At 71.2% G+C, this 25,721-nt stretch carries 19 protein-coding genes and 1 pseudogene; 5 read left to right on the top strand and 15 right to left on the bottom strand.

Annotated features, from left to right (window positions below; genetic code table 11):
• Positions 1–80: 80 nt before the first annotated feature.
• The 6 genes and pseudogenes from ACIBBH_RS27775 to ACIBBH_RS27750 all read right to left on the bottom strand — a co-directional run bounded on the left by ACIBBH_RS27775 (position 81) and on the right by ACIBBH_RS27750 (position 7,487).
• A complete protein-coding gene (locus tag ACIBBH_RS27775; RefSeq protein WP_399409136.1) occupies positions 81–2,375 on the bottom strand; it encodes an ATP-binding cassette domain-containing protein in 2,295 nt (764 codons plus the stop codon).
• Positions 2,376–2,446: 71 nt separating this feature from the next.
• Positions 2,447–3,205 (bottom strand): NUDIX domain-containing protein, encoded by a 759-nt coding sequence (locus ACIBBH_RS27770; RefSeq protein WP_399409134.1) that lies wholly within the window; start codon positions 3,203–3,205, stop codon positions 2,447–2,449.
• Positions 3,206–3,335: 130 nt separating this feature from the next.
• Positions 3,336–4,542 (bottom strand): annotated as a pseudogene (locus ACIBBH_RS27765) (glycogen debranching protein); the annotation flags it as partial.
• Between the two features lie 240 nt (positions 4,543–4,782).
• Positions 4,783–6,276, bottom strand: a complete 1,494-nt coding sequence (locus ACIBBH_RS27760; protein WP_399409132.1) for a DUF4192 domain-containing protein — start codon at positions 6,274–6,276, stop codon at positions 4,783–4,785.
• Entirely contained in the window at positions 6,273–6,671 is a 399-nt protein-coding gene (locus tag ACIBBH_RS27755) for a hypothetical protein (RefSeq protein WP_399409130.1), read from the bottom strand. The genes ACIBBH_RS27760 and ACIBBH_RS27755 overlap by 4 nt, the downstream gene beginning before the upstream one ends.
• A 330-nt stretch (positions 6,672–7,001) precedes the next feature.
• Positions 7,002–7,487 (bottom strand): MarR family winged helix-turn-helix transcriptional regulator, encoded by a 486-nt coding sequence (locus tag ACIBBH_RS27750; protein WP_399409128.1) that lies wholly within the window; start codon positions 7,485–7,487, stop codon positions 7,002–7,004.
• 97 nt (positions 7,488–7,584) lie between these two features.
• Here ACIBBH_RS27750 and ACIBBH_RS27745 point away from each other — a divergent pair, with 97 nt between their 5' ends.
• Positions 7,585–8,442, top strand: a complete 858-nt coding sequence (locus ACIBBH_RS27745; protein ID WP_399409126.1) for an SDR family oxidoreductase — start codon at positions 7,585–7,587, stop codon at positions 8,440–8,442.
• Between the two features lie 1,244 nt (positions 8,443–9,686).
• On the opposite strand, the gene ACIBBH_RS27740 is transcribed toward ACIBBH_RS27745, so the two are convergent.
• Positions 9,687–11,846: a DEAD/DEAH box helicase gene (locus tag ACIBBH_RS27740; RefSeq protein ID WP_399409124.1), complete on the bottom strand. Its 2,160-nt coding sequence runs from the start codon at positions 11,844–11,846 to the stop codon at positions 9,687–9,689.
• Positions 11,847–12,186: 340 nt separating this feature from the next.
• Between ACIBBH_RS27740 and ACIBBH_RS27735 the strand changes: the two genes are divergently transcribed.
• The gene (locus tag ACIBBH_RS27735) at positions 12,187–12,807 is read left to right on the top strand and encodes a hypothetical protein (RefSeq protein ID WP_399409122.1); all 621 of its coding nucleotides are present in this window, start codon (positions 12,187–12,189) and stop codon (positions 12,805–12,807) included.
• A 294-nt stretch (positions 12,808–13,101) separates the two neighbouring features.
• On the opposite strand, the gene ACIBBH_RS27730 is transcribed toward ACIBBH_RS27735, so the two are convergent.
• From ACIBBH_RS27730 to ACIBBH_RS27720, 3 genes are all read right to left on the bottom strand, one after another.
• Complete coding sequence (locus ACIBBH_RS27730) at positions 13,102–13,734, bottom strand: hypothetical protein (RefSeq protein WP_399409121.1); 633 nt, start codon at positions 13,732–13,734, stop codon at positions 13,102–13,104.
• A gap of 68 nt (positions 13,735–13,802) precedes the next feature.
• Complete coding sequence (locus tag ACIBBH_RS27725) at positions 13,803–14,504, bottom strand: ribonuclease HII (RefSeq protein WP_399409119.1); 702 nt, start codon at positions 14,502–14,504, stop codon at positions 13,803–13,805.
• 81 nt (positions 14,505–14,585) lie between these two features.
• Positions 14,586–15,209 (bottom strand): TetR/AcrR family transcriptional regulator, encoded by a 624-nt coding sequence (locus ACIBBH_RS27720; protein WP_399409118.1) that lies wholly within the window; start codon positions 15,207–15,209, stop codon positions 14,586–14,588.
• 185 nt (positions 15,210–15,394) lie between these two features.
• Here ACIBBH_RS27720 and ACIBBH_RS27715 point away from each other — a divergent pair, with 185 nt between their 5' ends.
• A complete protein-coding gene (locus tag ACIBBH_RS27715) occupies positions 15,395–16,942 on the top strand; it encodes an MFS transporter (protein ID WP_399409116.1) in 1,548 nt (515 codons plus the stop codon).
• A 327-nt stretch (positions 16,943–17,269) separates the two neighbouring features.
• Here the strand turns inward: ACIBBH_RS27715 and ACIBBH_RS27710 are convergent, their stop codons facing one another.
• The 3 genes from ACIBBH_RS27710 to ACIBBH_RS27700 form a co-directional block, all read right to left on the bottom strand.
• A complete protein-coding gene (locus ACIBBH_RS27710) occupies positions 17,270–18,175 on the bottom strand; it encodes an ADP-ribosylglycohydrolase family protein (protein ID WP_399409114.1) in 906 nt (301 codons plus the stop codon).
• A 275-nt stretch (positions 18,176–18,450) separates the two neighbouring features.
• Positions 18,451–19,110: a histidine phosphatase family protein gene (locus tag ACIBBH_RS27705; RefSeq protein ID WP_399409112.1), complete on the bottom strand. Its 660-nt coding sequence runs from the start codon at positions 19,108–19,110 to the stop codon at positions 18,451–18,453.
• 119 nt (positions 19,111–19,229) lie between these two features.
• Positions 19,230–19,835 (bottom strand): YdbC family protein, encoded by a 606-nt coding sequence (locus tag ACIBBH_RS27700; protein WP_399409110.1) that lies wholly within the window; start codon positions 19,833–19,835, stop codon positions 19,230–19,232.
• Positions 19,836–19,953: 118 nt separating this feature from the next.
• On the opposite strand from ACIBBH_RS27700, the gene ACIBBH_RS27695 reads away from it, so the two are divergent.
• Entirely contained in the window at positions 19,954–20,520 is a 567-nt protein-coding gene (locus ACIBBH_RS27695) for a TerD family protein (protein WP_399409108.1), read from the top strand.
• A 61-nt stretch (positions 20,521–20,581) separates the two neighbouring features.
• Here ACIBBH_RS27695 and ACIBBH_RS27690 read toward each other — a convergent pair whose 3' ends face one another.
• Together ACIBBH_RS27690 and nrdR are read right to left on the bottom strand one after the other, a co-directional pair.
• On the bottom strand, positions 20,582–23,476 hold the full coding sequence (locus ACIBBH_RS27690; protein ID WP_399409106.1) for a vitamin B12-dependent ribonucleotide reductase: 2,895 nt from the start codon (positions 23,474–23,476) through the stop codon (positions 20,582–20,584).
• A 168-nt stretch (positions 23,477–23,644) separates the two neighbouring features.
• The gene (nrdR, locus tag ACIBBH_RS27685; RefSeq protein ID WP_399409104.1) at positions 23,645–24,196 is read right to left on the bottom strand and encodes a transcriptional regulator NrdR; all 552 of its coding nucleotides are present in this window, start codon (positions 24,194–24,196) and stop codon (positions 23,645–23,647) included.
• Between the two features lie 505 nt (positions 24,197–24,701).
• On the opposite strand from nrdR, the gene lexA reads away from it, so the two are divergent.
• Entirely contained in the window at positions 24,702–25,481 is a 780-nt protein-coding gene (lexA, locus tag ACIBBH_RS27680) for a transcriptional repressor LexA (protein WP_399409102.1), read from the top strand.
• Positions 25,482–25,721 lie beyond the last annotated feature (240 nt).

Here is a 25,721-nt window from a genome sequence, read left to right as displayed (position 1 = left end):
AATTGACGCCTTATCGGAAAGAAATGAGCTTTCGGCGGGGAGTTGTGCGCACGGTGGGGTCGGAAGCGTACCGAGGGTAGTCATCTGAGCCTGCTCCGCAGGCTCGTCAGCACGTACGCGCAGAGCAGGGCGGTCAGCGACAACGTCAGCGCGCCGCCCACGGGTTGGGCGATCAACCGGGCCGCGGCGGCCAGGTAGCGCTCGCCCCCGAAGGGCCACTGCAGCAGGAAGATCTCGTGCATCCGCACCGGAAAGTCCGCCGCCATCCGCACGGCAGGCCCCTCGAGCGCCTTCTGCACCAGGGGTACGACCACGACCGGTACGGCGACCACCGCGGCGAGCCCGGCCGTGGTGGACCGGAAGACTCCCGCGGCCAGCACGCCGGCCCAGGCGCACCCCACGACGAGCCCGAACCAACTCGCCCCGAGCGGCAGCCAGTCGGCGGGAACCTTCGTGAGCTCCCGGCCGTAGACGACATAGAGCACTTCGGCGTCGCAGCCCACGGTGAGGAAGGCGAGCATCACCGCCGTGGCGCCGGAGACGAGGAGTTTCGCGGTGAGCAGCCCCAGCCTGCGGGGTACCGTGCCGCGGTCCGCCGCCAGGGCGGGGTGGCGGAACTCGTCGCCGAAGGCCAGCGCGCCGAGCAGTCCCGCGCCGAGCGCCGCGGGCGGCAGGGGCAGCTCCAGGGGCCATGCCGCGAACAGGCGCGTCTGCGGGGTGTGACCGACGCGGGCGAGCAGGACGGCGGCGAGCGCGGACACCACGAGCACGGCGCCACAGGTGAGGAACCCCGTGCCGATGCCGGCGGCACGGCGGAGTTCGTAGCGGAGGGGGCGGAGAGGGCCGGGGGCGGAGCGGACCGAGATGGGGGGTGGCAGGGGGGACCCGGCATCGAGAGCGGGGTTTGCGTCACAGCGCCCGGGGCCGCTCGCGACGGGCCGATGACCAGCTGCGGCATGCTGGTCGTGCCGCTCGTCCGCGTCGGCGAGTGGCGTGCGGCTGGACCGCGCCGCGGTGGAGGTGCCTGTCGGTGTCTGGATGACCTGGGCCGCGTCGGCGACCTGAGAGGAGTGCGGGGCGGTGGCGGCCGTGGTGGTCGTCGCGGCCGTGGGGGCGGGGATCGACGGTGCCGTGTCGGCGTCGGCCGAGTCGCCGTCGCGCTGTGACTGACCTCGCGTCCACAGTGCGCCGGCGGTCTGGGCCCGGTCCCCCGCGGAGCGTTCGTGAGCGGCGTGGGCTCGATCCATCGCCGACAGCCCACCCGTGGTCTGCGCTCGATCTCCTGCCGAGGACTCACGAGCGGCCTGCGACCGCCCCGCGGCGGACGCCTCGTCCGCACCGGGGTGACCGCCCTTGCGCGGTTGCCCGACCACGGGCTGCCCCTCAGCGGTTGGCCGTCGGCTCGCCGCCTGCGCCTCACCCGCGTCGCGGGGCCCGCCGTCTGCAGACGGCCGGTCGGTGGCGCCGTCCCGCCCGTCCGACGGATGCGCTCCGGCACCGGGTCCCATGTCGCCGACCTCGTCGGCGAGTTGGTGGACGAGGATCCCGTGGCGGAACGCGGTCTCGCCGACCTCGGCCGTCGTACTGCCGTACACAGAGAGGCGGTTGCCGCCCTCCGGCACGACCTCGACGGAGCGCCGGGCGTGGCGGGCCTCCTTGGCCAGGAGGACGGCAAGACGGGCGGCGTGCGGGCTGCGGACGGCGACACGGGGGCGCAGCCGGGTGCGGGCGAACTCCGCGCCCTTCTGGTCGGCGACGAGCCGACCCTGCTCCAGGGTGACGACCCGGTCGGCGGTGCGGGCGGCCTCCTTGGGGTCGGCCGTGGTGAACAGAACCGTGCCGCCCTGCGCCGCGTGCGCGCGCAGCATGCCGTGCAGCCAGCGGCCTTCCCGGTCGGACAGCCCGTCCGTGGGATCGTCCAGCACGAGCGTGTGCGGGCCGGGCAGCAGGGCGCAGGCCAGGCCGAGCCGGCGGTCCATGCCTCCCGAGAGCGTGCTCAGGCGTTCCTCGCCCAGGCTGACGAGACCGACCGCTTCGAGCACCTCGTCGGCGCGCCGGACGGACACTCCCGCCGCGGCGCACAGCATGCGCAGATGGCCGCGGACCGAGCGTGCCGGGTGCCCGGGTACGTCACCCAGGACCACGCCCACCTCGCGCGACGGGTGAGCGATGCGATGCAGGGGCCGCCCTTTGAAGTAGGTGATCCCGCGGCCCTGTTGCAGTTCGAGCATCAGTCGGAGCGTCGTCGTCTTGCCCGCGCCCGACGCGCCCAGGAGCGCCGTGACACAGCCCGGCCGCGCCTCGAAGGAGACGTCGTCGACGGCAGGCGGATACCCCTCGCGGGCATTGCTGGTCAATCCGAAGGCCTGGATCACCCGATGCAAGATAGCGCGATATATCCGAATTTTCGGTCATCGATCCGGCGTCGCCGTTCACAGCCGGAGTGTCAGACCTCGGGGCGCAGCATCGGAGGGTTGAGCAGTGTGGCGCCTCCGGCGCGGAAGAGCTGGGCCGGGCGGCCTCCCTGGCGGGTGGTCGTACCGCCGGTGGGGACGAGGAAGCCCGGGGTGCCGGTGACCTTGCGATGGAAGTTGCGGGGGTCGAGTGCGACGCCCCACACCGCCTCGTAGACCCGGCGCAGTTCTCCGACGGTGAACTCGGGCGGGCAGAACGCAGTGGCCAGCGACGAGTACTCGATCTTGGACCGGGCCCGTTCCACGCCGTCGGCCAGGATCTGGGCATGGTCGAAGGCCAGCGGTGCCACCGGCTCACCGTCGCGGCCGTACCCGCCCTGCTGCAGCAACTCCTCAACGGGCGCCCAGCGTGCGTTGCTGGCGTCGCCGCCCGCGCGGGGCGCGGGCAGGTCGGGGGCGAGCGCGAGGTGCGCGACGCTGACCACGCGCATCCGCGGGTCGCGCTTGGGGTCACCGTAGGTCGCCAGCTGCTCCAGGTGTGCACCGTGGGCCTCGGCGGGCGCGGCGGGGTCGTGGGCGTGCAGCCCGGTCTCCTCGGCGAGTTCGCGCGCCGCGGCCTGTGCCAGATCCTCGTCGCCCCGTACGAAGCCACCGGGCAGCGCCCAGCGCCCCTGGAACGGCGGCTCGCCCCTGCGTACCGCCAGCGCGCACAGGGCATGGCGGCGCACGGTCAGCACGACCAGGTCCACAGTGACGGCGAAGGGCGGAAACGCTGACGGGTCGTAGGGCATGCCGCGATCATAGTCGTCTTCCTGACGATAAACACGCCCTTCGCGGGTCGCATCGGCGGCTGATCCACTCCGGCCCGTCGTGCGGCCCGCGGCCCGCTCCCGTTCGTCCTGCCCTGTGCGTCGTACGAGGTCACGCTCCCAGTTGCGGGCCGTCCGCCGCCTCCTCGACCATGGCCAGACCGAGTCTGCTGATCACGACCGAGAAGGGCGCGTCGGCCACCCGCAGTCCGGTCAGGCCGCTCTCGCCCAGGGGTGCGCTGTGGGGGCGCAGGGTGACCGTCCGGGCCGGCGCGTCGGGGCGGATGCCGGCGAGTGCGGTGAGGAGCAGTACCGCGGACGCCGCCACCGTGGCCGCCGGGCGGCAGGCCGCCGGATGCGGTACGCGAGCGCTCCCGTCGCGACGCTGTTCCCCGGCGGACATCTCGGGCAGCCGGTGACCGAAGTGCTCGGCCGCCGCCGCAGCCCCGCAGCAGTCCGCCGGTCTCCTTCTCGTAGCCCGCGGCGGCCAGGCCGGCGACGGCGAGGGCCGTCTCGTGGAGGCGGACGGCCCCCGTCCGGTGGCCGAAGGAGTTGTGGCCCGCCTCTTTGGCGCCCCGCCCGCGCAGGCCCGAGCCGGAGTCCATGGCCGGGCTGCCGAGCAGCCGGGCGAGCTGCTCGTCTGCACCTTGTCGAGCAGGCCGGGTGCGAGTTTCTCCCCCGCCCGGCAGGCCGGTGTCCAGGAGGTGCACGGCGGCGGCGCCCAGGTGCGGCAGGGCACGGCCGTCCGGGCCGCGGGCCGCGACCGGGCGGCCACCACCCAGGTCCTCGGCCCAGAAGTCCTTCCGGAACGCCGTCCGCAGCTCCCGCGCCCACTGCCGCAGCCCGCCGCCGCCCGGTCTGCCGTACGCGTCGAGGAGATCGGCGCCGAGCCCGGCGGCACGGTGCGCATGCGCCTGCGTCTCTCATCGGACGGGCCCTCCCGGCTGCGGGTCGCACAGGTATGTGCTCTTGCCCGCGGTTGTCCGCAGCCACGTCAGGCAGCGCTCCGCTGTGGGAAGCAGTTCCTCCGTCTCCTGCTCCGGCAGCCCCCAGCGCCGGGCTTCCGCGAGCAGGGCCGGGAACAGCAGCGTGGCCTCAGTGCCCGTGCAGCCCGGCGGCAGGTGGGCGCCCGCGTCGCGGCGCGGGCCCGGGATCATGCCGGCCTGTGGTACCGGACCCGTGAGCTGGGTGGGGGCGAGGGCGCGCAGGGTGCCCGCGGCGAGCCGGGTGCCGAGGGGCAGCGTCATCCGCACGGCGGCGGGCGCCTCGGCCGGGGCCGGGCCGCAGCGCCCGGGCGCTCCCACCGCGAGGTAGATGTCCCGAACGGCGAGGTGGCGGGAACGTGGGCGTCCACTTCGGGCCACCGCGCCGGCACGGGCGGAAAGAAAGTGCCAGGCAGCCGGAGCCGGCCCGGTCCTTCCGGGCCGGACGACGCCCGCACCGTCCGGACGGCGGCAGCCCCTCGGAGTCGCCGCAGTCCTGCCCCGCCGAGCGGCGCCTGCGCCTGCGCCAGGCGAAGATGAGCAGGCGTCCCGCTGACGGCCGGCCTCCTGCGTTGCTCACGTGTCCCCCTCGGTGCCGTTGCCCGCGGTTCGTGCGCCTTCCGGTGCGGTACCGCCGCGTCGGGCTCCGCCCTTCCCCGCCGCACGCGTGCGCGTGCTGCCCGGCTTCGAGGCGCCGGGGCGGTTGCGGCCGGAGATCGGGGGGCGGGGCCGCTTGCGCTCCGCCGCTCGTGCCCGGTGCGGGTGGGTGTCGGAGCCCTCGCCGGGGCGGGCGCGGTGCCCTCGGTGGCCGCCGGTCTCCGAGGCGCCTTGGTCGGGCGAAGCGGTGTTGACCTCCGTCACGTCCCCGGCCTCGGTGTCCGGCCGTGCGCGTCCCGCGCGTTCCGCGCGCAGGCAGCGGCGGATCGACTCCGGGTCCAGACCCTCGTTGCAGGCCTGGTGCAGGAGGCGGGCGAAGAGGTAGTCGGGGTCGGCGCCCAGTGCCATGGCCAGGGCCTCACGGGCTTCCAGGTCGTCGCCGGTGGACCAGGCGACCCAGCCGGCCAGGGTGAGGGGTGCCGCGGCGTGTTCGCCGTAGGGTCCGACGCAGCGGCGGGCCAGGGCGCGCCAGAGGCGCAGGGCCGGGCCGGCCTCCTCCCCTTCCATCCATGCGGCGGCGCGGTCGCGGGTCGTGCGGTCCTGCAGGCCGAGGATCAGCGCCGCCGCTTCGTCGTGGCCGAGCAGTTCGTCGTCGCGGAGGTCCGCCTGAGGCGTGCCGGGCACGGGAGGTGCCGCAGCGAACCGGTTCATGATCCGTTCGGCCAGGTCGAGGGTTTCCTCCGCCACGTCCGCCCGGGTCGCGTCATCGAGGATCCGGGGCACCAGGTCGATGCCTGCGGCGTCCAGGACGATCTCCTGCTCGAACGCGGCGGCGGTCTCCCAGGGCAGCAGCCTGGCGTGCAACTCGCTCAGGCTGCCTCGTACTTGGATCCCGGCGTAGGTGGCCGCAGCCGCCAGCACGGAGGTGCCGGGCAGGCCCATCGGCGCTCCCTCGGCCGGGCAGCATTCGTCGTTCGGGCAGCAGTAGGACCAGAAGCGGCCGCCCGAGATGCACAGCGCCTCGATCACCGGTACGTCGAGGCTGCCGCACTCGGTGCGCAGCAGTTGGGCGAGCGGACGCAGGCGCTGCATGACCTCGCGGCCCGACTCGCCCTTCGCGGGCTCCTGGCAGACGTAGGCCACCATCTGCTCCGGGCGGGCGCCCCGGCGCTCGCTGCCGGTCACCAGGCCGTGAGCCAACTGCCGGGCTGCCGCCGCCCAGTCGTCGGGGCTCGCGGGGATGCCGAGCCGGGCCCGGCCGCCGAACCGGCCACGACCGGCGCGGTCGTGGAGGGCGACCAGGACGATGCTGTCCTCGGGGCGGTACCCGAGCAGATACGGCAGGGCGTCGGCCAGCTCGGCCGGGGTGCGCAGGGTGACCTGGCCGTCGTGTGCGATGCGCGCGTTCAGGGCCTGGCCTTCGGTGATGTCGCCGTTTTCGGCGGGTCCAGTCGTTTCGCCGTGATTCGTCATGCGCAGACGATCTCGCGGATCACGAAATTCCGGTTGAGCCTGTGGATAAGTCCGAGCAGGGACACGCCAAGTTGGCTTCGAGGCGCACGTGCGCGGCTGTCGAGGAACCATCGACCCCACGTCCAGTCGCTCTGCGGCGTCGCGCTCAGCGCGCGGAGGCCGGGCCGGGGCCGCCCGCCGGCGCCGGCCCGGCCGAGCCGACCAGTTCCCTCACGGTCGGCGGGCACCGGAATCCCCGGCGCCTGGAAGAACCAACGCCCGCGCTCCTCGATGCTGCTCAGCCCTGCGGGCCGCTCCCCCAAGTAGGGCGGGACGTGAACAGGCGTGTTGGGCCCGATGCGCCGACTGCCGGCGAGGGTGCCGACGTCAACCGCGTCGCAGCCGATCACGTCCAAGAACCGGACCACCTCGGCCTTGCCCCCGCCTCGTCGCCGGCGACGCCCCAGGCGCTGCGGTCAGCGACCCCGGCCGGCCCGGCTTGAGCAGCCGACGGAAGTCGAGGTCGCTGAACGCCCAGGGACAGCAGCAGCCCTGAGTTCGTCCGTCACCCATCGCCCGGGGTCAACGACATGGAGCGGCTGACGCCGGCCACCGCACGGTTACCCCGGCGTCCAGGCCGCTGGCGTCCGCGTCGTCAAGGAGCGCGCCGGCCGCACGTCCAACTGCCCGGACGGCGGGGTGCCATGGAGTGCAGTGGCGGAACATCGTGGACGAACGCAGCCGTCCTACTTCCCGAGGGCCTTTCGGCCCTCCTGGGAAGACGTGCGCTTGAGTTTGGCCCAGACGGTGTTGAGGGCGTCGATGTCCGCGTCGTCCAGGAGGCCGTCGAAGACCTCGGCCAGTGCCCGGCGGCGCGTGGCGTCGGCCTCGGCGAAGGCCCGTCGGCCGTCGGACGTGAGGGCGATGCGCACGGAGCGGGCGTCGGTGGGCGACGGGACGCGCTCGATCAGACCGCGAGCCTGGAGCGCATCGACCACCCGGGACACCTGGCTTCGGCTGAGCAGCGTCTTCGCTCCGAGCGCGGAGGGCGCGACGGGCTCCCGCTGTGCGTGCAGCCAGAGCATGACCTCGAACCAGGACAACGGCAGGTCATGCGCGCGCACCAGCGCATGGTCCACCCGGGTGGTCAGGGTGGTGCCGGCCCACACGAGGCCGTAGAACGCGTGGTCCCGGTCGGAGAGTTCCCCCAGGGTGATGTCGTCGCCGCTCATGCCCGCAGCCTACCTTATTTGCGTGCGCACGCACACGAAGATATGGTGTGTGTGCACGCACGCAACGCGCCGCTGGTACCCGAGAGAAGAGAAACCGATGACCGCTCCCGCAGCCTCCGACAAGATCGTCCTGATCACCGGTGCCTCCTCCGGCATCGGACTGGCCGCCGCCGTGGCCTGCGCACAGGCAGGTTGGACGACGGTCGCCACCATGCGCGACCCCCGTAAGGCCGACGCCCTGCGGGAAGCCGCCGCCGAGGCGGGCATCAGCGACCGGGTCCACGTCAAACGCCTCGACGTGGTCGATCCCGAGACGGTGGCGGCCTGCATCCACGAGGTCATCGCCGAGTTCGGCCGCCTCGACGCGCTGGTCAACAACGCTGGGGTCGGACAGGTCGGCACCATCGAGCAGGGCACCGTCGAGGAGGTCCGGGCCGCCATGGAGGTGAACTTCTTCGGTGTCGTCAACGTCACCCGCGCGGCCCTGCCACACCTGCGTGCCGCACGTGGCCGCCTCATCACCGTGACCAGCGTCGGCGGAGTGGTCGGACAGCCCTTCAACGAGGCCTACTGTGCCGCCAAATTCGCGGTCGAAGGCTTCATGGAGTCCCTCGCCCCGGTCGCCGCGACGGTCGGTGTCGACGTCGCGGTGGTCGAACCCGGCGCCGTGGCCAGTGAGTTCGTCGCCAATGTCGGCCTTGACGTGCCCGCGTTGCTGAACGCCGCCGGTCCCTACGCCCCGGCGCTCCAGGCCTACATCAACCGCACCCTGAAGTCCTTCGGCAGCGCCCAGACCCCCGCAGAGGCCGCCGCCCCGATCCTCGAGGCGCTGTCCGCCGAGAGGCCTGCCTTCCGGATCCAGACCTCCGGCTGGGCGCGGGAGTTCGTCGGCGCCAAGCTCGCCGACCTCGACGGCTCCGCCGTCGTCGGCATGACCAACGACTGGGTCAACTGACCTCGCCGGCGAGCCGGCAGCTCCCCAGGAGGACGGACGGCCGCGAACACGGACAAGCAGGTCCCCTCTGTGACCCGTACCTGATGGTCTACAAGGGCAAGCTCGTCTGCTACTACTCCGACGAGAACGACTACACCGGCTTCGATCCGAACACCGGCGTCCCGACCCAGACCCCGCGAACGAAACCGCCCCCGACTCGCACGGCCAGATCCTCGCCCACAAAACCTGGGACGGCCGCAGCGCGACGTGGAGCGGCCGTCGTCGACATCGCCGGACCGGCCCGGGACATGGGCGGCGGCAAGACGGAGATCGGAGGCGGCCGGCCGGCCGGGCATGGCGAACGTCCTCCGGACCACGGACGCCAGTGGCTCCTGTCCTACGAGTACTGGCGCGACGGAGCCAACACCAGGTACCGGATCGCCGACGACCCGTTGAAGTGCTTTGCCGGCTCCCCCACCGACGACGGCGTCACCTCACTGCCGGTCGCCGCCGGTTCCGACCGTCTCGCGGCAGGCGGCAGTCCGGTCGTCATCAGGCTTCCCGGGGGCAGCTCGTGTACAACGCCACCGGCAGCGGCGACGTCCGGGTCAACGAGAGCGGACGCAGCGACGGCACGGAAGGAGTACCAGACGACCTCGCGGGCCGGCTACAGCCGCGACCTGCAGTACGTCGAGGGCACCCGCGGCATCGCGATCCTCAACAACCAGGGCACCTCGACGCTCGCGTACGCCGAGGTCGGTCTCGGCCCTCGGACGGCGCCTACCACCAGCTCGTCAACCGCAAGACCGACCAGGTCATCGGCACCGGAAACAAGACCGGCGACGCGAAAATCGGCAACGGAGACGTTCCCGGCGTGGTCCTGGAGGAGCCCGGCTCGGCGGCGAACCCGGACACCCAGTACGGGCACGTGGTGACCGAGCCGAACGGCGGCGTGACGCTGCTGAACAAGTCCGGCGGGCGCGCGGCAGCCCTCTGGACGGGGAACGCCACGGCCGGCCAGAAGATCGGCCAGTGGGTCGACAACAGCACTTCCGGCAGCTGGAGGCAGCTGGAACCTCGTCAGGACAAGCGACGGGCTCTACAAACTGCAGGCGGTCAAGAACACGGACCCGTACCTGGCCGGTGCCTCCGACGGAGCGCCACTGACCTCGTAGAACGCGGCCACGGACGGCTCGCAGGACTGGGAGCTCGTCCAGTAGGGCCCCAGCTCCCGGAGCCCGACGCGGGACGAACGGCCGGGAAACTCAGCCTGCCGCGGCGAGGACCAACGGAAGGACTCCTTCGCTGCCTGCCTGGCGGAGCAGGCGGGCCGCGACTGCGAGCGTCCAGCCGGAGTCGGTGTAGTCGTCCACGAGCAGGACGGGTCCCGGACAGCGCGCCAGTGCCCCGGCCAGCTCCTCGGAGACGGTGAAGGCGCCGGACAGCGCCCTGAGGCGTTGGGCGGAGTTGCTGCGGCGTGCCGCATGCGCGCCACTCGGCCCGGTGTACGTCAGGGTGCCCAGGAAGGGGAGGCGGCCGACGGTGGCGATTCCCTGGGCGAGGGAACCGACCAGTTGCGGGCGGGTCTGGGACGGCACGGCGACGACTCCCACCGGCCGGGCCGAGGAGTCCGGGACATTCGGCGCCCAGCCCCCCGGGGAGCGCGCCCAGTCGGCGAGGACCGCCACCGCGGCCCGCAGGACATCGTCGGGGACCGGCCCGTCGGGCGCGTTCTCCGCCAGCAGCGGGCGCAGCCGGTTCCCCCAGCCGATGTCCGAGAGCCGCCCCAGGGCACGCCCGGTGGAGCACTGCTCCTTGGCCGGGATACGCCCCTTGAGGTCGATGCCCAGCGCGGGCATCCCCGTCGGCCACATCCGGCGCGGCTCGACCTCCACCCCCGGGCGGTCCAGTTCCTTCGCCGCTCCCGTCAGCGTCTCCGCCGAGACGGAGGAATCGGCCCAGGCTCCCGCGCAGTTGTCGCAACGGCCGCACGGGGTCGCCCCCTCGTCGTCCAGCTGCCGGCGCAGGAACTCCATCCGGCACCCGGAGGTGCTCACGTAGTCGCGCATGGCCTGCTGCTCGGCCGCCCGCTGCCGAGCGACCCAGGCGTACCGCTCGGAGTCGTAGACCCACCGCTCGCCGGTGGAGATCCAACCGCCCTTCACCCGTTTGACCGCCCCGTCCACGTCGAGCACCTTGAGCATGGTCTCCAGCCGGGTCCGCCGGAGGTCGACCAGGGCTTCCAGAGCCGGCACGGACAGCGGCCGTCCCGCTTCGGCGAGGGCCGAGAGGGTCTGGCGGACCTGCGCCTCGGGCGGGAACGCGGTGTCGGCGAAGTAGCGCCAGATCGCCTCGTCCTCCTTGCCCGGCAGCAGCAGTACGTCGGCATGGGCCACACCACGGCCCGCGCGCCCCACCTGCTGGTAGTAGGCGATCGGTGAGGACGGTGAACCCAGGTGCACCACGAAGCCCAGGTCCGGCTTGTCGAAGCCCATGCCCAGCGCCGACGTCGCGACCAGCGCCTTGACCCGGTTCTCCAGCAGGTCGGACTCGGCCTGCAGCCGGTCGGCGTTCTCCGTGCGCCCGCTGTAGGAGGCCACCGGAAAGCCGCGCTGCCGCAGGAAGGCGGTGGCCTCCTCGGCCGCGGCCACCGTCAGTGTGTAGATGATCCCGGAGCCCGGCAGCTCGTCCAGGTGCTCGGCGAGCCAGGCCAGGCGGTGCGCGGCGTCCGGCAGCCGGACCACACCCAGCCGCAGGCTCTCCCTCTCAAGCGGGCCACGCAGCACCAGTGCCTCGCCGGCACCGGTACCCAGCTGCTCGGCCACATCGGCCGTCACCCGGGCGTTGGCGGTCGCCGTGGTGGCCAGCACCGGCACCCCGGCGGGCAGCTCGGCCAGCATCGCCCGCAGCCGGCGGTAGTCGGGGCGGAAGTCGTGTCCCCAGTCGGAGATGCAGTGCGCCTCGTCGACCACCAGCAGACCGGTCGTGGCCGCGAGCCTGGGCAGCACCTGATCGCGAAAATCCACAGAATTGAGGCGTTCCGGACTTACGAGGAGAACGTCGGTCTCGCCGCGCTCGACCTCCCCGTAGACGGCGTCCCACTCCTCCGGATTGGCCGAGTTGATCGTGCGTGCCCGGATACCGGCCCGCGCCGCCGACTCGACCTGGTTGCGCATCAGCGCCAGCAGCGGCGAGACGATCACCGTGGGGCCGGAGCCGCGTCGACGCAGCAGAGCGGTGGCGACGAAGTACACCGCCGACTTGCCCCAGCCGGTGCGCTGTACCACCAGGGCACGCCGGCGCTCCTCCACAAGAGCCGCCACCGCCTGCCACTGGTCCTCCCGCAGCCGCGCCGAACCCCCGGGGTCACCGACGAGCTCGGCGAGTATGGCGTCGGCTTCGGTGCGGAGCTCCAGGTTGTCCATGCCCCCATGCAACCCGATGACCCGGACAATCGGCCACTCACCCCAAGTGACACGCAGCTCACCTCGACGATCAGGGGTGTGGCCGCTCGTCCTCGCCGTTCGCGGCTGACCGGCCGCCCCGCGCGTCGCCGGGCGAACCACCGGGTAGGGATATAAGCCACGCACCACCAGATAACAGTCGGTGGCCCCAATTGCTCGTTGCCGCATCCAAGTTCGACAGGAAGAATTGAAGTCCGCTCCCGCACGGCTCGTCCATGACCCGGTTGGGCTTCGTTGCGGTGCGCGCTCCCCCGAAATCCGACCCCGCCCGCTGTGTGGGCGCGTAGCCGAAGGGAGGAACGTGACCTTCGGATTCGCTCCGGCCTCGGCGGTATCGCTGTCGACGTCCGCGTCCGCCGCTTCCGCCAGTCGCCTGCTCGAGCCCGCGGAATGGGCCGCCGCCGGCATCCCGTTGCTGCGCAATCCGCGCGAGGTCGTCAGCGGCCTGCACGCCCGGCACCTTCCCAAGCCGGCCACGGCGATCGTGGCCGTCCTGGACCCGGACGAGCGGCTACGGGCCAGCGCCTCGTTCACCCGCCGCCCGGCGCCTGCCGACGGCTGGATGTTCCGCAACGCGCTGCTGGCGCAGCTCCGCCGGGTCATTCCGCACGACCTGCGTCGCCGCACCCCGGTGCGCACCGCCGTGCTGCTCTACTGCCGCGAGGGGGACGCGCGTTGGACGGAGGAGGACGGCGCGTGGATGTGGGGGCTGCGTGACGCCTGCACCCTGCACGGGCTGCGTTGCGGGGCGTACATCACGCTGACCCGGGACGGCTGGCAGGTGCTCGGCGAAGGCCGCGGCGGTCGCCGCCCGAACATGGACTCGCCGCCGGAACCCTTCGCCACCTCGGAATCCCCGCCCCCGCCGCCCCGCACCGGCGGCGCCGCCTCGGAGGTCCTGCGCCGGGCGGCGGCCCGCTGAGACAGGGCCGTACGCGCGCAGGAGTGGTTACGGCACCCGCCGCGTGGCGCACGACCGCGGCCCGTTCGTTCACCGGCCGCTGATCGAGTACGGCGCCAGGGAGGGTCGTACGACGGCCACGGGGAGGCCGCACCGCGCACAGACACCCGCACGCGAGACCGCGCACCGTCGGACCGGCTCGGCGCGCGCCGCCCGGCGCCCGGTACGCGGGCACGCCGAATGCCGCACCGGTGCAGGTACCGCCGCAGCGGCACCATCGTCACCTACGGCGCCCCCGGACGGGCCGGACGCGGATCAGACGCCCGCGCCCAGCACCGAGTTGATCTGCTGCGGGTCGCCGCAGACGATCAGCAGGGCACCGGCCCGCGCGTGGGCCAGCGGGAGAGCCGTGGCGGCAGCGGCGTCCGAACCGCCGTTGACGGCGACGACGACCACGGGGCGCGACGCGGCACGGGAGGCCACGGCGGCGCCGGCGTAGAACACGTCGTCGCCCGCGTCGTGCTGCGCCCAGTAGGAGGCGTCACCGAAGGACAGTTCGTGGGCGGCCCACGGGTGCGGTTCACCGGTGGTGATCACCAGCACGTCACCGGGGGCACGACCCGATTCCAGGAGCAGGTCCACTGCTTCCTCGGCGGCGTCGAGGGCGCCCTCGGCGGAGGCGGGGATCAGCTGGATCTGCGGGGTCGCCGCGGTGGCGGCGGCAGGGGCCGGGCCCGACGGGCCCGGCTTGACGGTGGCCGTGTCACGCGGCGTGCGTTGCACCGGCGGCGCGGGCCGGAGAGGGCCGGGACGACCGGGACGCGACGGAGCCGCGGGACGGGGGCCGGGTACGGGGCGGGGGGTCGGCGCGGTGCGGCCGCTGGCCGGAGTGGCGCGGGGACCCTGGGCACTCTCGTGAATCTGAGGCTCCTCGGGAATGAGAGGCATGAGCTGATATTTATCAAACGTTGGTGCGGCTCGCGCGACCGGGTGGCACATCAGTGCGAGCGGAATCGTCAGAAATCGAAGCCGAGCTGACCCTCGATTTGCGGAACGCTTCCATCCGCCCAGCTGCGGACCTTCTTGAGGTGCCGCCACTGGGGCAGCGCATCAAGATACGCCCACGACAACCGGTGGTACGGGGTGGGGCCCCGCTCCTCCAGTGCGGCCTTGTGCACGGGCGACGGATACCCGGCGTTGTCCGCAAAACCGAAGTCTGCATGGTCGATGCCCAGTTCGGCCATCATTTTGTCGCGCTGAACCTTGGCTATCACCGACGCCGCCGCGACGGCCACGCACGACCGGTCCCCCTTGATCACCGTGCGCACCCTCCAAGGGGCGCCGAGGTAGTCGTGCTTGCCGTCGAGGATGACGGCTTCGGGACGGACGGGGAGGGCTTCGAGAGCCCGGCCCGCGGCGAGCCGCAGCGCGGCCGTCATCCCCAGATCGTCGATCTCCTCCGGGGAGGCGTGTCCCAGGGAGTAGGCCGTCACCCACGTCCGCAGCGTCTCGGCGAGCTGTGTGCGCCGCTTGATGGTGAGCAGCTTGGAGTCGGTGAGGCCCTCGGGCGGGCGGCGAAGGCCGGTGATCGCCGCGCAGACGGTCACGGGCCCGGCCCACGCGCCGCGCCCCACCTCGTCGACACCGGCAATGACCTTCGCTCCGGTCGTGGCGCGGAGGGAGCGCTCGACGGTGTGAGTAGGTGGTTCGTACGGCATGGCGCCCTTAGCGTACGCCGCCGGGATCGGCGCGCGACACCCCGGCTGCCCAAGCGGCGGGGAGGCCGTCCCGGCGCGGGATCAGGTGCCGTTCGGCCGCAGCAGCGGGAGCATCAGCTGGTCGATCATCTCCTCCAGATCCCGGTCGGCCCATTCGCTACCGCCAACCTTCGAGCGGTACATCATCATCGCCGGAATAGCATCGAAGACATAGCTGTTCGCCGCGTCTGGACGCACCTCGCCTCGCTTTATCCCGCGGGTGATGACCTCACGCAGCAGCCTGACAGTCGGCTCCACGACACCGTCGAAGATCACGCCATGGAAGCGCTCGGCCTGTGCGGGATCGCATTCGTGAATCACCGCGCGCAGTGCGAAACCCGAGCGGGAGAACATGGTCCGGCGGGCCTGACGGCACAGCGTGAGCAGGTCCTCGCGCACGCTGCCGAGGTCGGGTGCCTCTTCGAGGCGCGGCAGTCCGGCCCGCAGCGCGTTCACGACGAGATCCTCCTTGGAGGGCCAACGCCGGTAGACCGCCGCCTTGCCGGTCTGCGCGCCGGCGGCGACGCCTTCCATCGTGAGGCCGTTCCAGCCGACCGTACTGAGCTGTTCCAGCGCGGCGTCCAGGATCGCCCGTTCGAGTACGGCGCCGCGCCGCCGGGGGGAGGCCGTCTGAGCGGGAGCGGCCGTCCAGCGCGAGGTGACCATGTGTGTTTCTCCAGTGAGCAGGGGAGCGGGGACGTGAGCAACAGGGGGAGGCGCCGCACGGCAGCAAGGGGGGACGCGGTGCGGCGACAAGTTAAGTGAACGCTTGCGTTCTCTATCAGGGACTCACTACCGTTGACGCGACAGTGAACGCGATCGTTCACTAACGGCTTTGTGGGGGACCCAAGGTGACAACCTCTCAACTGATCCAGGACGACAAGCCAAAAGCAGCCCGCCGGGAGGGGCATCCCGGCATCGCGCTCACCGTCATCGCGGCCTGCCAGCTCATGGTGGTACTCGACGCGACGATTGTGAACATCGCTCTTCCGCACATTCAAGACGCGCTCAAGTTCAGCACCACGGACCTCACCTGGGTGGTCAGCGCCTACACGCTCACCTTCGGCGGCCTGCTGCTGCTCGGTGCGCGCGCCGGTGACATCCTCGGCCGGCGCCGGGTGTTCATGACCGGCATCCTGCTGTTCACCTTCGCCTCGCTGCTCGGCGGTCTCGCCCAGGAACCCTGGCAACTGCTGGCCGCGCGGGCCCTGCAGGGCATGGGTGGCGCGATCGCGTCGCCGACCTCGCTGGCGCTCATCACCACCACGTTCCCCGAAGGCCCCGAGCGGAACCGGGCGTTCGGCGTCTTCGCCGCGGTCTCGGCGGGTGGCGGTGCGATCGGCCTGCTCGCGGGCGGCATGCTCACCGAGTGGCTCGACTGGCGCTGGGTGCTCTTCGTCAACGTGCCGATCGGCGTGCTGATCGCCTCGCTCACGCCCCTCTACATCAACGAGTCCGAGCGGCATCCCGGGCGCTTCGACATCGCGGGCGCGCTGACCTCCACGGCCGGCATGGCATCGCTCGTGTACGGCTTCATCCGGGCCTCGGAGGAGGGCTGGCGCGACCGTCTGACCATCGGGTCCTTCGGCGCCGCGGTGGTCCTGCTGCTGGCCTTCGGCTTCACCGAGAGGCGTGCCAAGGAGCCGATCACTCCGCTGAGGATGTTCACCGACCGCAACCGGTCGGGGACGTACGTGATCATGCTGAGCCTGGCCGCTGCGATGTTCGGCATGTTCTTCTACATCGTCCTGTTCGTGCAGAACGTGCTGGGCTACAGCCCGATCAAGGCCGGTGTGGCCTTCCTCCCCGTGACGGTCGCGATCGCCTTCGGCGCCGGGCTGTCGCAGCGGTTCCTGCCCTCCCTCGGCCCCAAGCCGTTCATGACGGTGGGCTCGACACTCGTGGTGGCCGGGCTCGTCTGGCAGACCTTCATCAGCCCCGACAGCTCGTACCTCGGCGGAGTGCTGGGACCGATGCTGGTCTTCGGCTTCGGCATGGGCCTGAACTTCGTCACGGCGACGGTCACGGCGGTCTCCGGTGTCGACCAGCATGAGGCGGGCGCGGCGTCCGGACTGCTCAATGTCACGCAGCAGGTGGGTGGTTCGCTGGGGCTGTCGATCCTGACCACGGTGTTCGGTTCGGCCAGCAAGGACGAGGCGAAGAAGCAGCTGCCGCAGTTCCTTGCCGACGGCACGCCGGGCGAGAAGGCGGAGTTCGCCAGGACGCACCAGCTGCCCGCCTCCTGGGGGCACGAGGTGCTGGCCCACGGCATCTCGGCCGCGTTCGTGCCCGCTGCCGCGATGGCCGTGCTCGCGCTGGCCACCGCCGCGCTGGTGATCAGGGTCCGCAAGAGCGACCTGGATGCCCTCGCCGGCACGGCGGGCCCGGGCATCGGCTGACCCTGACGAGTCCGCGCGGGCACAGACCTCAGGCCGCGGACGGCCGGACCGAGCCCGGGAGACAGACGGCAAGGGCGCCGGGCCGGCCATCCGCACTCCGGTCCCCAGGGCGGGCAGAAGGGCCCGCGCGAAGACCACGAGAAGGCCCACGCCAAGCACGTACGACACATCCCACCCCCTGCGGCCGGACCGATCCGATGGCCGTGCGCACCTCTCGCTCGCACGGCGACTGTCCGGACAACGCTCGATGGTCACGCACAGTTCCCGTCGAGCACGCAGAGTTTCCAAGCGTCACCGGTCGAGCCGGGTAGCGGACCGTTGGACGCGTCACGCGGTCGTGGGCACCCAGTCCGGCAGCGTCTCCGTACGCTCCACCCACTCGGCGGGCGGATTCCCCGCCTTACCGGCCGCGAGCACACCGCCGACGATGGCGCAGTTCGTGTCCACGTCGCCGCCGACCTGGGCAGTCGTCCAGAACGCCGTCTCGTAGTCCCCGAGGGACCGTGCGGCCGACCAGAGGGCGAAGGGGACGGTGTCATGGGCGCTCGTACGCCGCCCGCAGCCCAGGACGGCGGCGACGGTGGCCGCGTCGCCGTAGTCCAGCATGTCCCGGGCGCGCCGCAGGCCCGCGCCGACGGCGCTCTTCGGGACGAGGGCGACGACTCCGTCGAGGAGCGCCTCGGGGCTGGGCGGGCCGCCAGGGGCCGCCGCCAGTGCGGCCGCCGCGGCCACGGCCATGGCGCCGACGACGGCCTCGCGGTGCTGGTGCGTGGGGTACGCGGAGATCTCGGCCTGGTGAGTGGCCTGCTCCGGGTCGTCCGCGTACCAGGCGCCCAGGGGCGCGATCCGCATCGCAGCCCCGTTGCCCCAGGAACCCTGCCCCTTGAAGAGCCCGGCGGCCAGCTCGCGCCAGTCCTCGCCCTCCCGGACGAGACGCAGCAAACGGTTGACCGCCGGCCCGTAGCCCCGGTCGAAGTCGTGGTGGTGGGCGAAGGAGTGGGCCAGTGCGTCCTGGTCGATGCGGTGGTGGGCGGCCAGCACCGCCACCACCGAGCAGGCCATTTCCGTGTCGTCGGTCCACTGCCACGGGCCGGCGGGCAGCTCGCGGCGCTGCAGCAGCGGGTAGTTCGCCGGTACGAAGAACTGAGAGCCCAGCGCGTCCGCCACCGCGAGTCCGCGCAGGCTGGTCAGGGCGCGGCACAGGCGCGCGGGGGAAGAGGAGTCAGCGGTCATCGCCCTGCCACTCTAGGCCAGGTGCTAGGTGTAGCGGTCATGACTTTGGTGACAGTCGGCTGATCGGGAGCCGGCCTGCGAGCGCGGTGTGCCGGCGTCGAGTGTGGTAGGAGGTCGGCCACGGCGCCAGCACCTGTGCGCGTTCGGCGTTGCCGGCGTACACCTGGCGGTATGCCAAGACCTCCGGGTTGTGGTGAAGACAGGCAACTCCACGCCCGGAGGTCTTCTCTTGATCAACTACCGACGCGCGTTGCCAACCTCTTGGCCGAGCACGCCTAGCCGCTGACCCAGTGCGGCACCGGGTCCCGCCAGCGCTCGAAGGGCCGGTCGAGGGTGTACTTGCCGTCGTCCCCGAGAACGAGCATGCGCATCTCGGCGTTCCCGGGGTTCGAGAGCGACTCGAACTCCGCGACCGTCCAGTGGAACCAGCGCATGCAGAACAGCCGCATGGCCAGTCCGTGGGTCACCAGGAGCACGTTCGGCGGGTGGTCGGGGGCCTCGAAGCTGCGGTACAGGCTCTCCAGGAAGCCGCCGACCCGGTCGTACACGTCGGCGCCGGACTCCCCCTGGGGGAAACGGAAGAAGAAGTGCCCGTACGCGTCCCGGTACGCCTTCTGAAGGCGTACGTCGTCGCGGTCCTGCCAGTTCCCCCAGTCCTGCTCGCGCAGCCGGGGCTCCTCGCGCACGCGTATGAGGTCCGGGGCGAGGTGGAAGGCGCGGAGCGTCTCGTGTGTACGCCGGTAGGGGGACACGTACACGCTCACGCGTTCGCGTCCGAACAGCTCGCGGAGCGTCCTGCCGGTCTCCTCCGCCTGCCGCCGGCCCCGCTCGGTCAGCGCGAGAGCGTGGTCGGGCTCCCGCTCGTACACGGAGTCATCAACATTGCCGGTTGACTCGCCGTGCCGGACAAGGACGATGCGCCGTGGTCGTGCCATGCCGAAACCCTAGATCGAGTGAGGGCCGGTCGAGGACTCGTACGGGCTCCATACGGCGTAGGTCACACGAATCCTGCACGACAGGCCACAGGAGAACACAGGATTCGCGGGTCGGGATGTCAAACCGTCCAGCTCGGTTCGAGTTCCACGATGTCGCCGGTGAGGGCCGCGACGTCCGCCTCGGTCTGCGCGCGCAGGGCGAGGCGTTCCACCCGTTCGGTGCGGTACTTGCCGTGCTCGGCGGCCGACCGCCACATGGACAACACGAGAAACTCGTGTCCGGGGGCCTCGGCGAACATGCCGCGGATCATGCCGGGTGAGCCGGCCATCGCCGGGTTCCAGACCTTCTCCTGCATGAGCGTGAAGTGCTCGACGCGCTCCTCGTGGATGCGGCACAGGGCCACGCGGATCAGGTCGGTGTCCGTGAACCGCGGCTCGAAGCCGGTCTTCACATCGAAGCGGTACTCGAACAGCTTGGCATGGATGTCCTTGAAGGTGCCGGACTGGGAGGCCGCCAGCCGGTCGTGGGAGCGGGCCATGAAGGAGTCGTAGAAAGCACGGCTCTCCCAGAAGGCGAAGATGTGCGCCACTCCGGGCCTCTGTCGGCTCCATCCTCCGCCCTGTCCCCGAAAACCCGGCTCCCCCAGAAGCCCCGCCCACTTTCGCTGCCCCCGCTCGAAGCCGCGGCGGTCCACCACGGTGCAGCGAATCCACTTGACCAGCACCGCGCCATCGTAAGGCCACGGGACGTGGCGCCGGTCACGCTCCGGCGGAGACCGCCCCGCACACGCCCCCATGCGCATGGCACGATGGACAACGAACCGTCACTACCCGGGAGTTGGGATGGTGAGGGCCTCCAGGGGGAAGGGGACGCTGGTGAACGGTTTCAGCAAGGGGATCCGCAAAGTGGAGGTCGCACTGAAGTGGGACCCGAGTCCGGCGGGACATCCGCCCACCGATCTCGACATCGTCGCCGCGACGTTCGTCGCCGGTGACCCCTACGGTGCTCCGGCCTACCTGGTGCACTTCGACAGCCGGTCTCCCGACGGCACCATCTTTCTCGACCGGGACAGCCCGGACGGCAAGGGCTTCGGCTGGGACGAGGTCATGACCCTCGAACTCGACCGGCTCGACAGCCGGTACACGCGCGTGGTGGTCGGTGTGGTCATCCAGCAGCGCCCCGCGCAGCGGACCTTCGTCGGCGTCCTGAACCCGGCCGTGCGCATCCGGGAGGGCTACGACGTCCTGGCCGAGGACGACTTCGGTTCGGTGCTCGGGGCGACGGCGGCGGCGGTCGCGGAGTTCGTGCGCGACGAGTCCGGCGGCTGGAACTTCCACCCCGGCGTCCGCGGCTTCGAGGACGACCCCGCGACCTTCACCAGGTCCATGGGCAGGATGCACCAGCCCTGACGACAACGGTAAGGGGCGCCGGCCCATGGCCGGCGCCCCTTGCTTCAGGAACTTCCCGTCATCAGCTGCAGCCGCTGGTCGAGCCGCAGCCCTCGCAGATGTAGCAGGAGCCGGCCCGCTGCATCTTCGTGCCGCAGGAGAAGCACAGCGGGGCGTCCGCCTGGATACCCAGCTGCATCTCCACCAGTTCGGCGCTGGTGTGGGCCTGCTTCGGGGCGGGCTTGGCCGCCTCGGACTCGGCCTTCGGGGTGGCGACGGCCTTCAGGTCGGTTGGGCGGGGCGCCGACTGGGCCAGGCCCTCGACGTCGACCTCCTCCTCGGTGGGCTCGTAGGAACCCGTCTCGAGGTGACGCTGGCGCTCCTCGGCGGAGTGGATGCCGAGCGCGGAGCGCGTCTCGAAGGGCAGGAAGTCCAGCGCCAGGCGGCGGAAGATGTAGTCGACGATCGACTGGGCCATCCGCACGTCCGGGTCGTCCGTCATGCCGGCCGGCTCGAAGCGCATGTTGGTGAACTTCGAGACGTACGTCTCCAGGGGCACGCCGTACTGCAGGCCGACGGAGACCGCGATGGAGAAGGCGTCCATCATGCCCGCGAGGGTCGAGCCCTGCTTGGACATCTTCAGGAAGACCTCGCCGAGACCGTCGTCCGGGTAGGAGTTGGCGGTCATGTAGCCCTCGGCGCCACCGACGGTGAAGGAGGTGGTGATGCCGGGACGGCCCTTCGGGAGGCGCTTGCGGACCGGGCGGTACTCGACGACCTTCTCGACCGCCTCACGGATGGTGGCCTCGGCCTTCTCCGTGACCTCGGCCTTCTCCTTCTCCTTGGTCTTCGCGGAGAGCGGCTGGCCGACCTTGCAGTTGTCACGGTAGATGGCGAGGGCCTTGATGCCCATCTTCCAGGCCTCGAAGTAGATCTCCTCGACCTCCTCGACGGTCGCCGACTCCGGCATGTTGACCGTCTTGGACAGGGCGCCGGAGATCCACGGCTGGATCGCGGCCATCATGCGGACATGGCCCATCGGGGAGATGGCGCGCTCGCCCATGGCACAGTCGAACACCTCGTAGTGCTCGGGCTTGAGACCCGGGGCGTTGATCACGTTGCCGTGATCGGCGATGTGGGCGACGATCGCCTCGATCTGCTCCTCCTGGTAGCCCAGGCGGCGCAGGGCCTGCGGGACGGTGCCGTTGACGATCTGCATCGAGCCGCCGCCGACCAGCTTCTTGAACTTGACCAGGGCGAGGTCGGGCTCGAGGCCGGTGGTGTCGCAGGACATCGCCAGACCGATGGTGCCGGTCGGGGCGATGACGGACGCCTGGGAGTTACGGAAACCGTTCTGCTCACCGAGGCGCAGGACGTCCTGCCAGGCCTCCGTGGCGGCGGCCCAGACCGGGGTGTCCAGGTCGTCCATGCGGACGGCCACGGCGTTGGCGTCGGCGTGCTGCTTCATGACGCGCTTGTGGGCGTCGGCGTTGCGGGCGTAGCCGTCGTACGCGCCGACGACCGCGGCGAGCTCGGCGGAGCGCCTGTACGCGGTACCGGTCATGAGGGAGGTGACCGCACCGGCCAGCGCCCGGCCGCCGTCGGAGTCGTAGGCGTGACCGGTCGCCATCAGCAGGGCGCCGAGGTTGGCGTAGCCGATGCCGAGCTGGCGGAACGCGCGCGTGTTCTCGCCGATCTTCTGGGTCGGGAAGTCCGCGAAGCAGATGGAGATGTCCATCGCGGTGATGACGAGCTCGACGACCTTGGCGAAGCGCTCGGCCTCGAAGGACTGGTGGCCCTTGCCGTCGTCCTTGAGGAACTTCATCAGGTTCAGCGAGGCGAGGTTGCAGGACGTGTTGTCCAGGTGCATGTACTCGCTGCAGGGGTTCGAGCCGTTGATGCGGCCGGACTCCGGGCAGGTGTGCCAGTGGTTGATGGTGTCGTCGTACTGGATGCCCGGGTCGGCGCAGGCCCAGGCCGCCTCGGCCATCTTGCGGAAGAGGGACTTGGCGTCGACCTCCTCGATGACCTCGCCGGTCATCCGCGCGCGCAGGCCGAACGTGCCGCCGGCCTCGACCGCCTTCATGAACTCGTCGTTCACGCGGACCGAGTTGTTGGCGTTCTGGTACTGGACGGAGGTGATGTCCTCGCCGCCGAGGTCCATGTCGAAGCCCGCGTCACGCAGGGCTCGGATCTTCTCCTCCTCCTTGACCTTGGTCTCGATGAAGTCCTCGATGTCGGGGTGGTCGACATCCAGGATGACCATCTTGGCGGCGCGGCGGGTAGCGCCACCGGACTTGATCGTTCCGGCGGAGGCGTCGGCGCCGCGCATGAAGGAGACGGGGCCGGAGGCGTTGCCGCCGGAGGACAGCAGCTCCTTGGAGGAGCGGATGCGGGAGAGGTTCAGGCCGGCACCGGAGCCGCCCTTGAAGATCATGCCCTCTTCCTTGTACCAGTCGAGGATCGACTCCATGGAGTCGTCGACGGACAGGATGAAGCAGGCGGACACCTGCTGGGGCTGCGGGGTGCCCACGTTGAACCAGACGGGGCTGTTGAAGCTGAAGATCTGGTGCAGGAGGGCGTACGCCAGCTCGTGCTCGAAGATCTCGGCGTCGGCGGGCGACGCGAAGTACTTGTAGTCCTCGCCGGCCTTCCGGTACGTCTTCACGATGCGGTCGATCAGCTGCTTGAGGCTGGTCTCGCGCTGCGGGGTGCCGACGGCACCACGGAAGTACTTGCTGGTGACGATGTTGACCGCGTTCACGGACCAGAAGTCCGGGAACTCGACGCCACGCTGCTCGAAATTGACCGAGCCGTCGCGCCAGTTGGTCATGACGACGTCACGGCGCTCCCAGCTCACCTCGTCGTACGGGTGCACGCCGGGGGTGGTGTGGATGCGCTCGATGCGCAGTCCCTTGGTGGCCTTGGCGCCCTTGGATCGGGAACCTCGTGCCGGACCGCTCGCCGTCTCTGTCATGCCGCCTCCCTGGTACGGGCGAAAACGCCCTGAAGTGCCCCGATGTTCCCGTGGCACGGTGTTCTGTCTTGTGTCGCGGGCACCCTCACGCTGCCGCCCGCAACAGGTCTTCGGTCGCCGCCGTCCCTGCCGGAACCGGTGTCTGAAGCCCGGTTCCGGGCCCGCCGGTCAGTCGGCGGCGTGGGCGGGCACGGGGACGTGGGACGTCCCTCCGGGCCCGCGGTCGTCTTCCTTGCTCCCCGCTCCCGCGTCGCCATCGGCCGCGGCGGTGCCTCGCGTCGCTTCCCTGAGTTCCGCGATGGCGGCCTCGAAGTCCTCGAGCGAGTCGAACGCCCGGTAGACGGAGGCGAAGCGCAGATAGGCGACGAGGTCGAGCTCCTGCAACGGGCCGAGTATGGCCAGCCCCACGTCATGGGTGGTCAGCTCGGCGCTTCCGGTGGCCCGCACCGCCTCCTCGACCCGCTGGCCGAGCAGGGCGAGTGCGTCCTCGGTGACAGGCCGTCCCTGGCATGCCTTGCGCACGCCGTTGATGACCTTCGTACGGCTGAAAGGCTCGGTGACTCCGGACCGCTTGACCACCATGAGCGAGCACGTCTCCACGGTCGTGAAACGACGGGAGCAGTCAGGACACTGGCGGCGCCTGCGGATCGACGTGCCGTCGTCGGTCGTACGACTGTCGACCACGCGGCTGTCGGGATGCCTGCAGAAGGGGCAGTGCATGATCTTCAACCCTCCTCACAGCAGACTGAACAGCCCCAGGAGAACTCTCGGGCCCCTCGGAGCAGCCACAAGCATAGGGGATCACAGAAGCACCACTGACCCCGGGGACCACAACTTGTGGGCAGCTGTAGCCATACAACCACTAGATGTAGGGATTGGCTCATACATCAACACGCACGCGTGTCGCAGAAGTATCGCGGGGGTGGATACGGGGATAGCGTGGGCGCCGCACGGAGGCCCCGTAGGACTCCGGCGCAGAAGGGGCCCGGGTACCCGGTTGACGGGATTCCGGATGGCAGACTGGGACGCAACCCACAAGGTCATCATCCCGGCGGCGAAGAGTACAACAATGAGCCCTTTTGTCCGCCAGGTGGCACGTTAGCCATACACCCAGACACATGATCACGCCAGGCGAATCGCAGTTTTTCACTCGAACGTGTGTTTGGCGCAACCTTTCGAAAGCAACTACCGTTGGGCAGCAGGGAGACCATCGAGAGGGGCCGACGTGACCACCACCGCAGACAGTGCCGCCATCACCGCCCAGGACCGCTCCCAGGGCCGACTCGAGCCGGTGCACGCGATGAACGAAGCCACGAATCCCGAGGGACACAAGCGTTCCCTGCCGGGCCGACCTCCAGGCATCCGGGCGGACAGCTCCGGACTCACCGACCGGCAGCGCCGGGTAATCGAGGTCATCAGGGACTCGGTACAGCGGCGGGGGTACCCGCCGTCGATGCGGGAGATCGGCCAGGCCGTCGGGCTCTCCAGCACGTCCTCCGTAGCGCACCAGCTGATGGCCCTGGAGCGCAAGGGCTTCCTGCGCCGCGACCCGCACCGACCGCGCGCGTACGAAGTGCGCGGCTCCGACCAGGCGGTGACGGTGCAGCCCACCGACACCGCGGGCAAGCCGGCCGCGTCGTACGTCCCGCTGGTCGGCCGCATCGCCGCCGGTGGCCCGATCCTCGCCGAGGAGTCGGTGGAGGACGTCTTCCCGCTCCCCCGGCAGCTGGTCGGTGACGGCGAGCTCTTCGTCCTCAAGGTCGTCGGCGACTCCATGATCGAGGCCGCGATCTGCGACGGCGACTGGGTCACCGTCCGCCGCCAGCCGGTCGCCGAGAACGGCGACATCGTGGCCGCCATGCTCGACGGTGAGGCCACCGTCAAGCGCTTCAAGCGGGAGGACGGCCACGTATGGCTCCTCCCCCACAACTCGGCCTACGAGCCGATTCCCGGCGACGACGCGACCATCCTGGGCAAGGTCGTCGCGGTGCTGCGGCGCGTCTGACGGCTGCGGCGGACGGCCGGAGGGCTCGTCCAATGACCGGGCCCCGGAACCCCTGCGCCGGTTCCGGGGCCCTGCGCTGTATGGGGCCCGCACCTGGGGGTCGCCTGAAGCGACGTGAGTCGGGGGGGGGGGGGGGGGGGGGGCGCCGCCCCCCCCCCCCCACCCCCCGGCCGCCAGGTCGCCCCCGGGCCGCGGCCCCCGCGCCGTTGGGGCCCGGGTTGGGGGGCGGGTGTTAAGATA

Origin of the sequence: Streptomyces sp. NPDC051636 (assembly GCF_044453765.1) — a bacterium.
Classification (GTDB): domain Bacteria; phylum Actinomycetota; class Actinomycetes; order Streptomycetales; family Streptomycetaceae; genus Streptomyces.
This window is presented reverse-complemented; position numbering and strand designations above follow the sequence as displayed.

Coding starts and splice junctions, on each gene's coding strand:
- ACIBBH_RS27745 (WP_399409126.1), top strand. CDS start 7,585: ATGACCGCTCCCGCAGCCTCCGACAAGATCGTCCTGATCACCGGTGCC.
- ACIBBH_RS27740 (WP_399409124.1), bottom strand. CDS start 11,846: ATGGACAACCTGGAGCTCCGCACCGAAGCCGACGCCATACTCGCCGAG.
- ACIBBH_RS27770 (WP_399409134.1), bottom strand. CDS start 3,205: ATGCCCTACGACCCGTCAGCGTTTCCGCCCTTCGCCGTCACTGTGGAC.
- ACIBBH_RS27750 (WP_399409128.1), bottom strand. CDS start 7,487: ATGAGCGGCGACGACATCACCCTGGGGGAACTCTCCGACCGGGACCAC.
- ACIBBH_RS27730 (WP_399409121.1), bottom strand. CDS start 13,734: ATGCCTCTCATTCCCGAGGAGCCTCAGATTCACGAGAGTGCCCAGGGT.
- ACIBBH_RS27725 (WP_399409119.1), bottom strand. CDS start 14,504: ATGCCGTACGAACCACCTACTCACACCGTCGAGCGCTCCCTCCGCGCC.
- ACIBBH_RS27695 (WP_399409108.1), top strand. CDS start 19,954: ATGGTGAGGGCCTCCAGGGGGAAGGGGACGCTGGTGAACGGTTTCAGC.
- ACIBBH_RS27720 (WP_399409118.1), bottom strand. CDS start 15,209: ATGGTCACCTCGCGCTGGACGGCCGCTCCCGCTCAGACGGCCTCCCCC.
- ACIBBH_RS27705 (WP_399409112.1), bottom strand. CDS start 19,110: ATGGCACGACCACGGCGCATCGTCCTTGTCCGGCACGGCGAGTCAACC.
- ACIBBH_RS27690 (WP_399409106.1), bottom strand. CDS start 23,476: ATGACAGAGACGGCGAGCGGTCCGGCACGAGGTTCCCGATCCAAGGGC.
- ACIBBH_RS27710 (WP_399409114.1), bottom strand. CDS start 18,175: ATGACCGCTGACTCCTCTTCCCCCGCGCGCCTGTGCCGCGCCCTGACC.
- ACIBBH_RS27760 (WP_399409132.1), bottom strand. CDS start 6,276: ATGACGAATCACGGCGAAACGACTGGACCCGCCGAAAACGGCGACATC.
- nrdR (WP_399409104.1), bottom strand. CDS start 24,196: ATGCACTGCCCCTTCTGCAGGCATCCCGACAGCCGCGTGGTCGACAGT.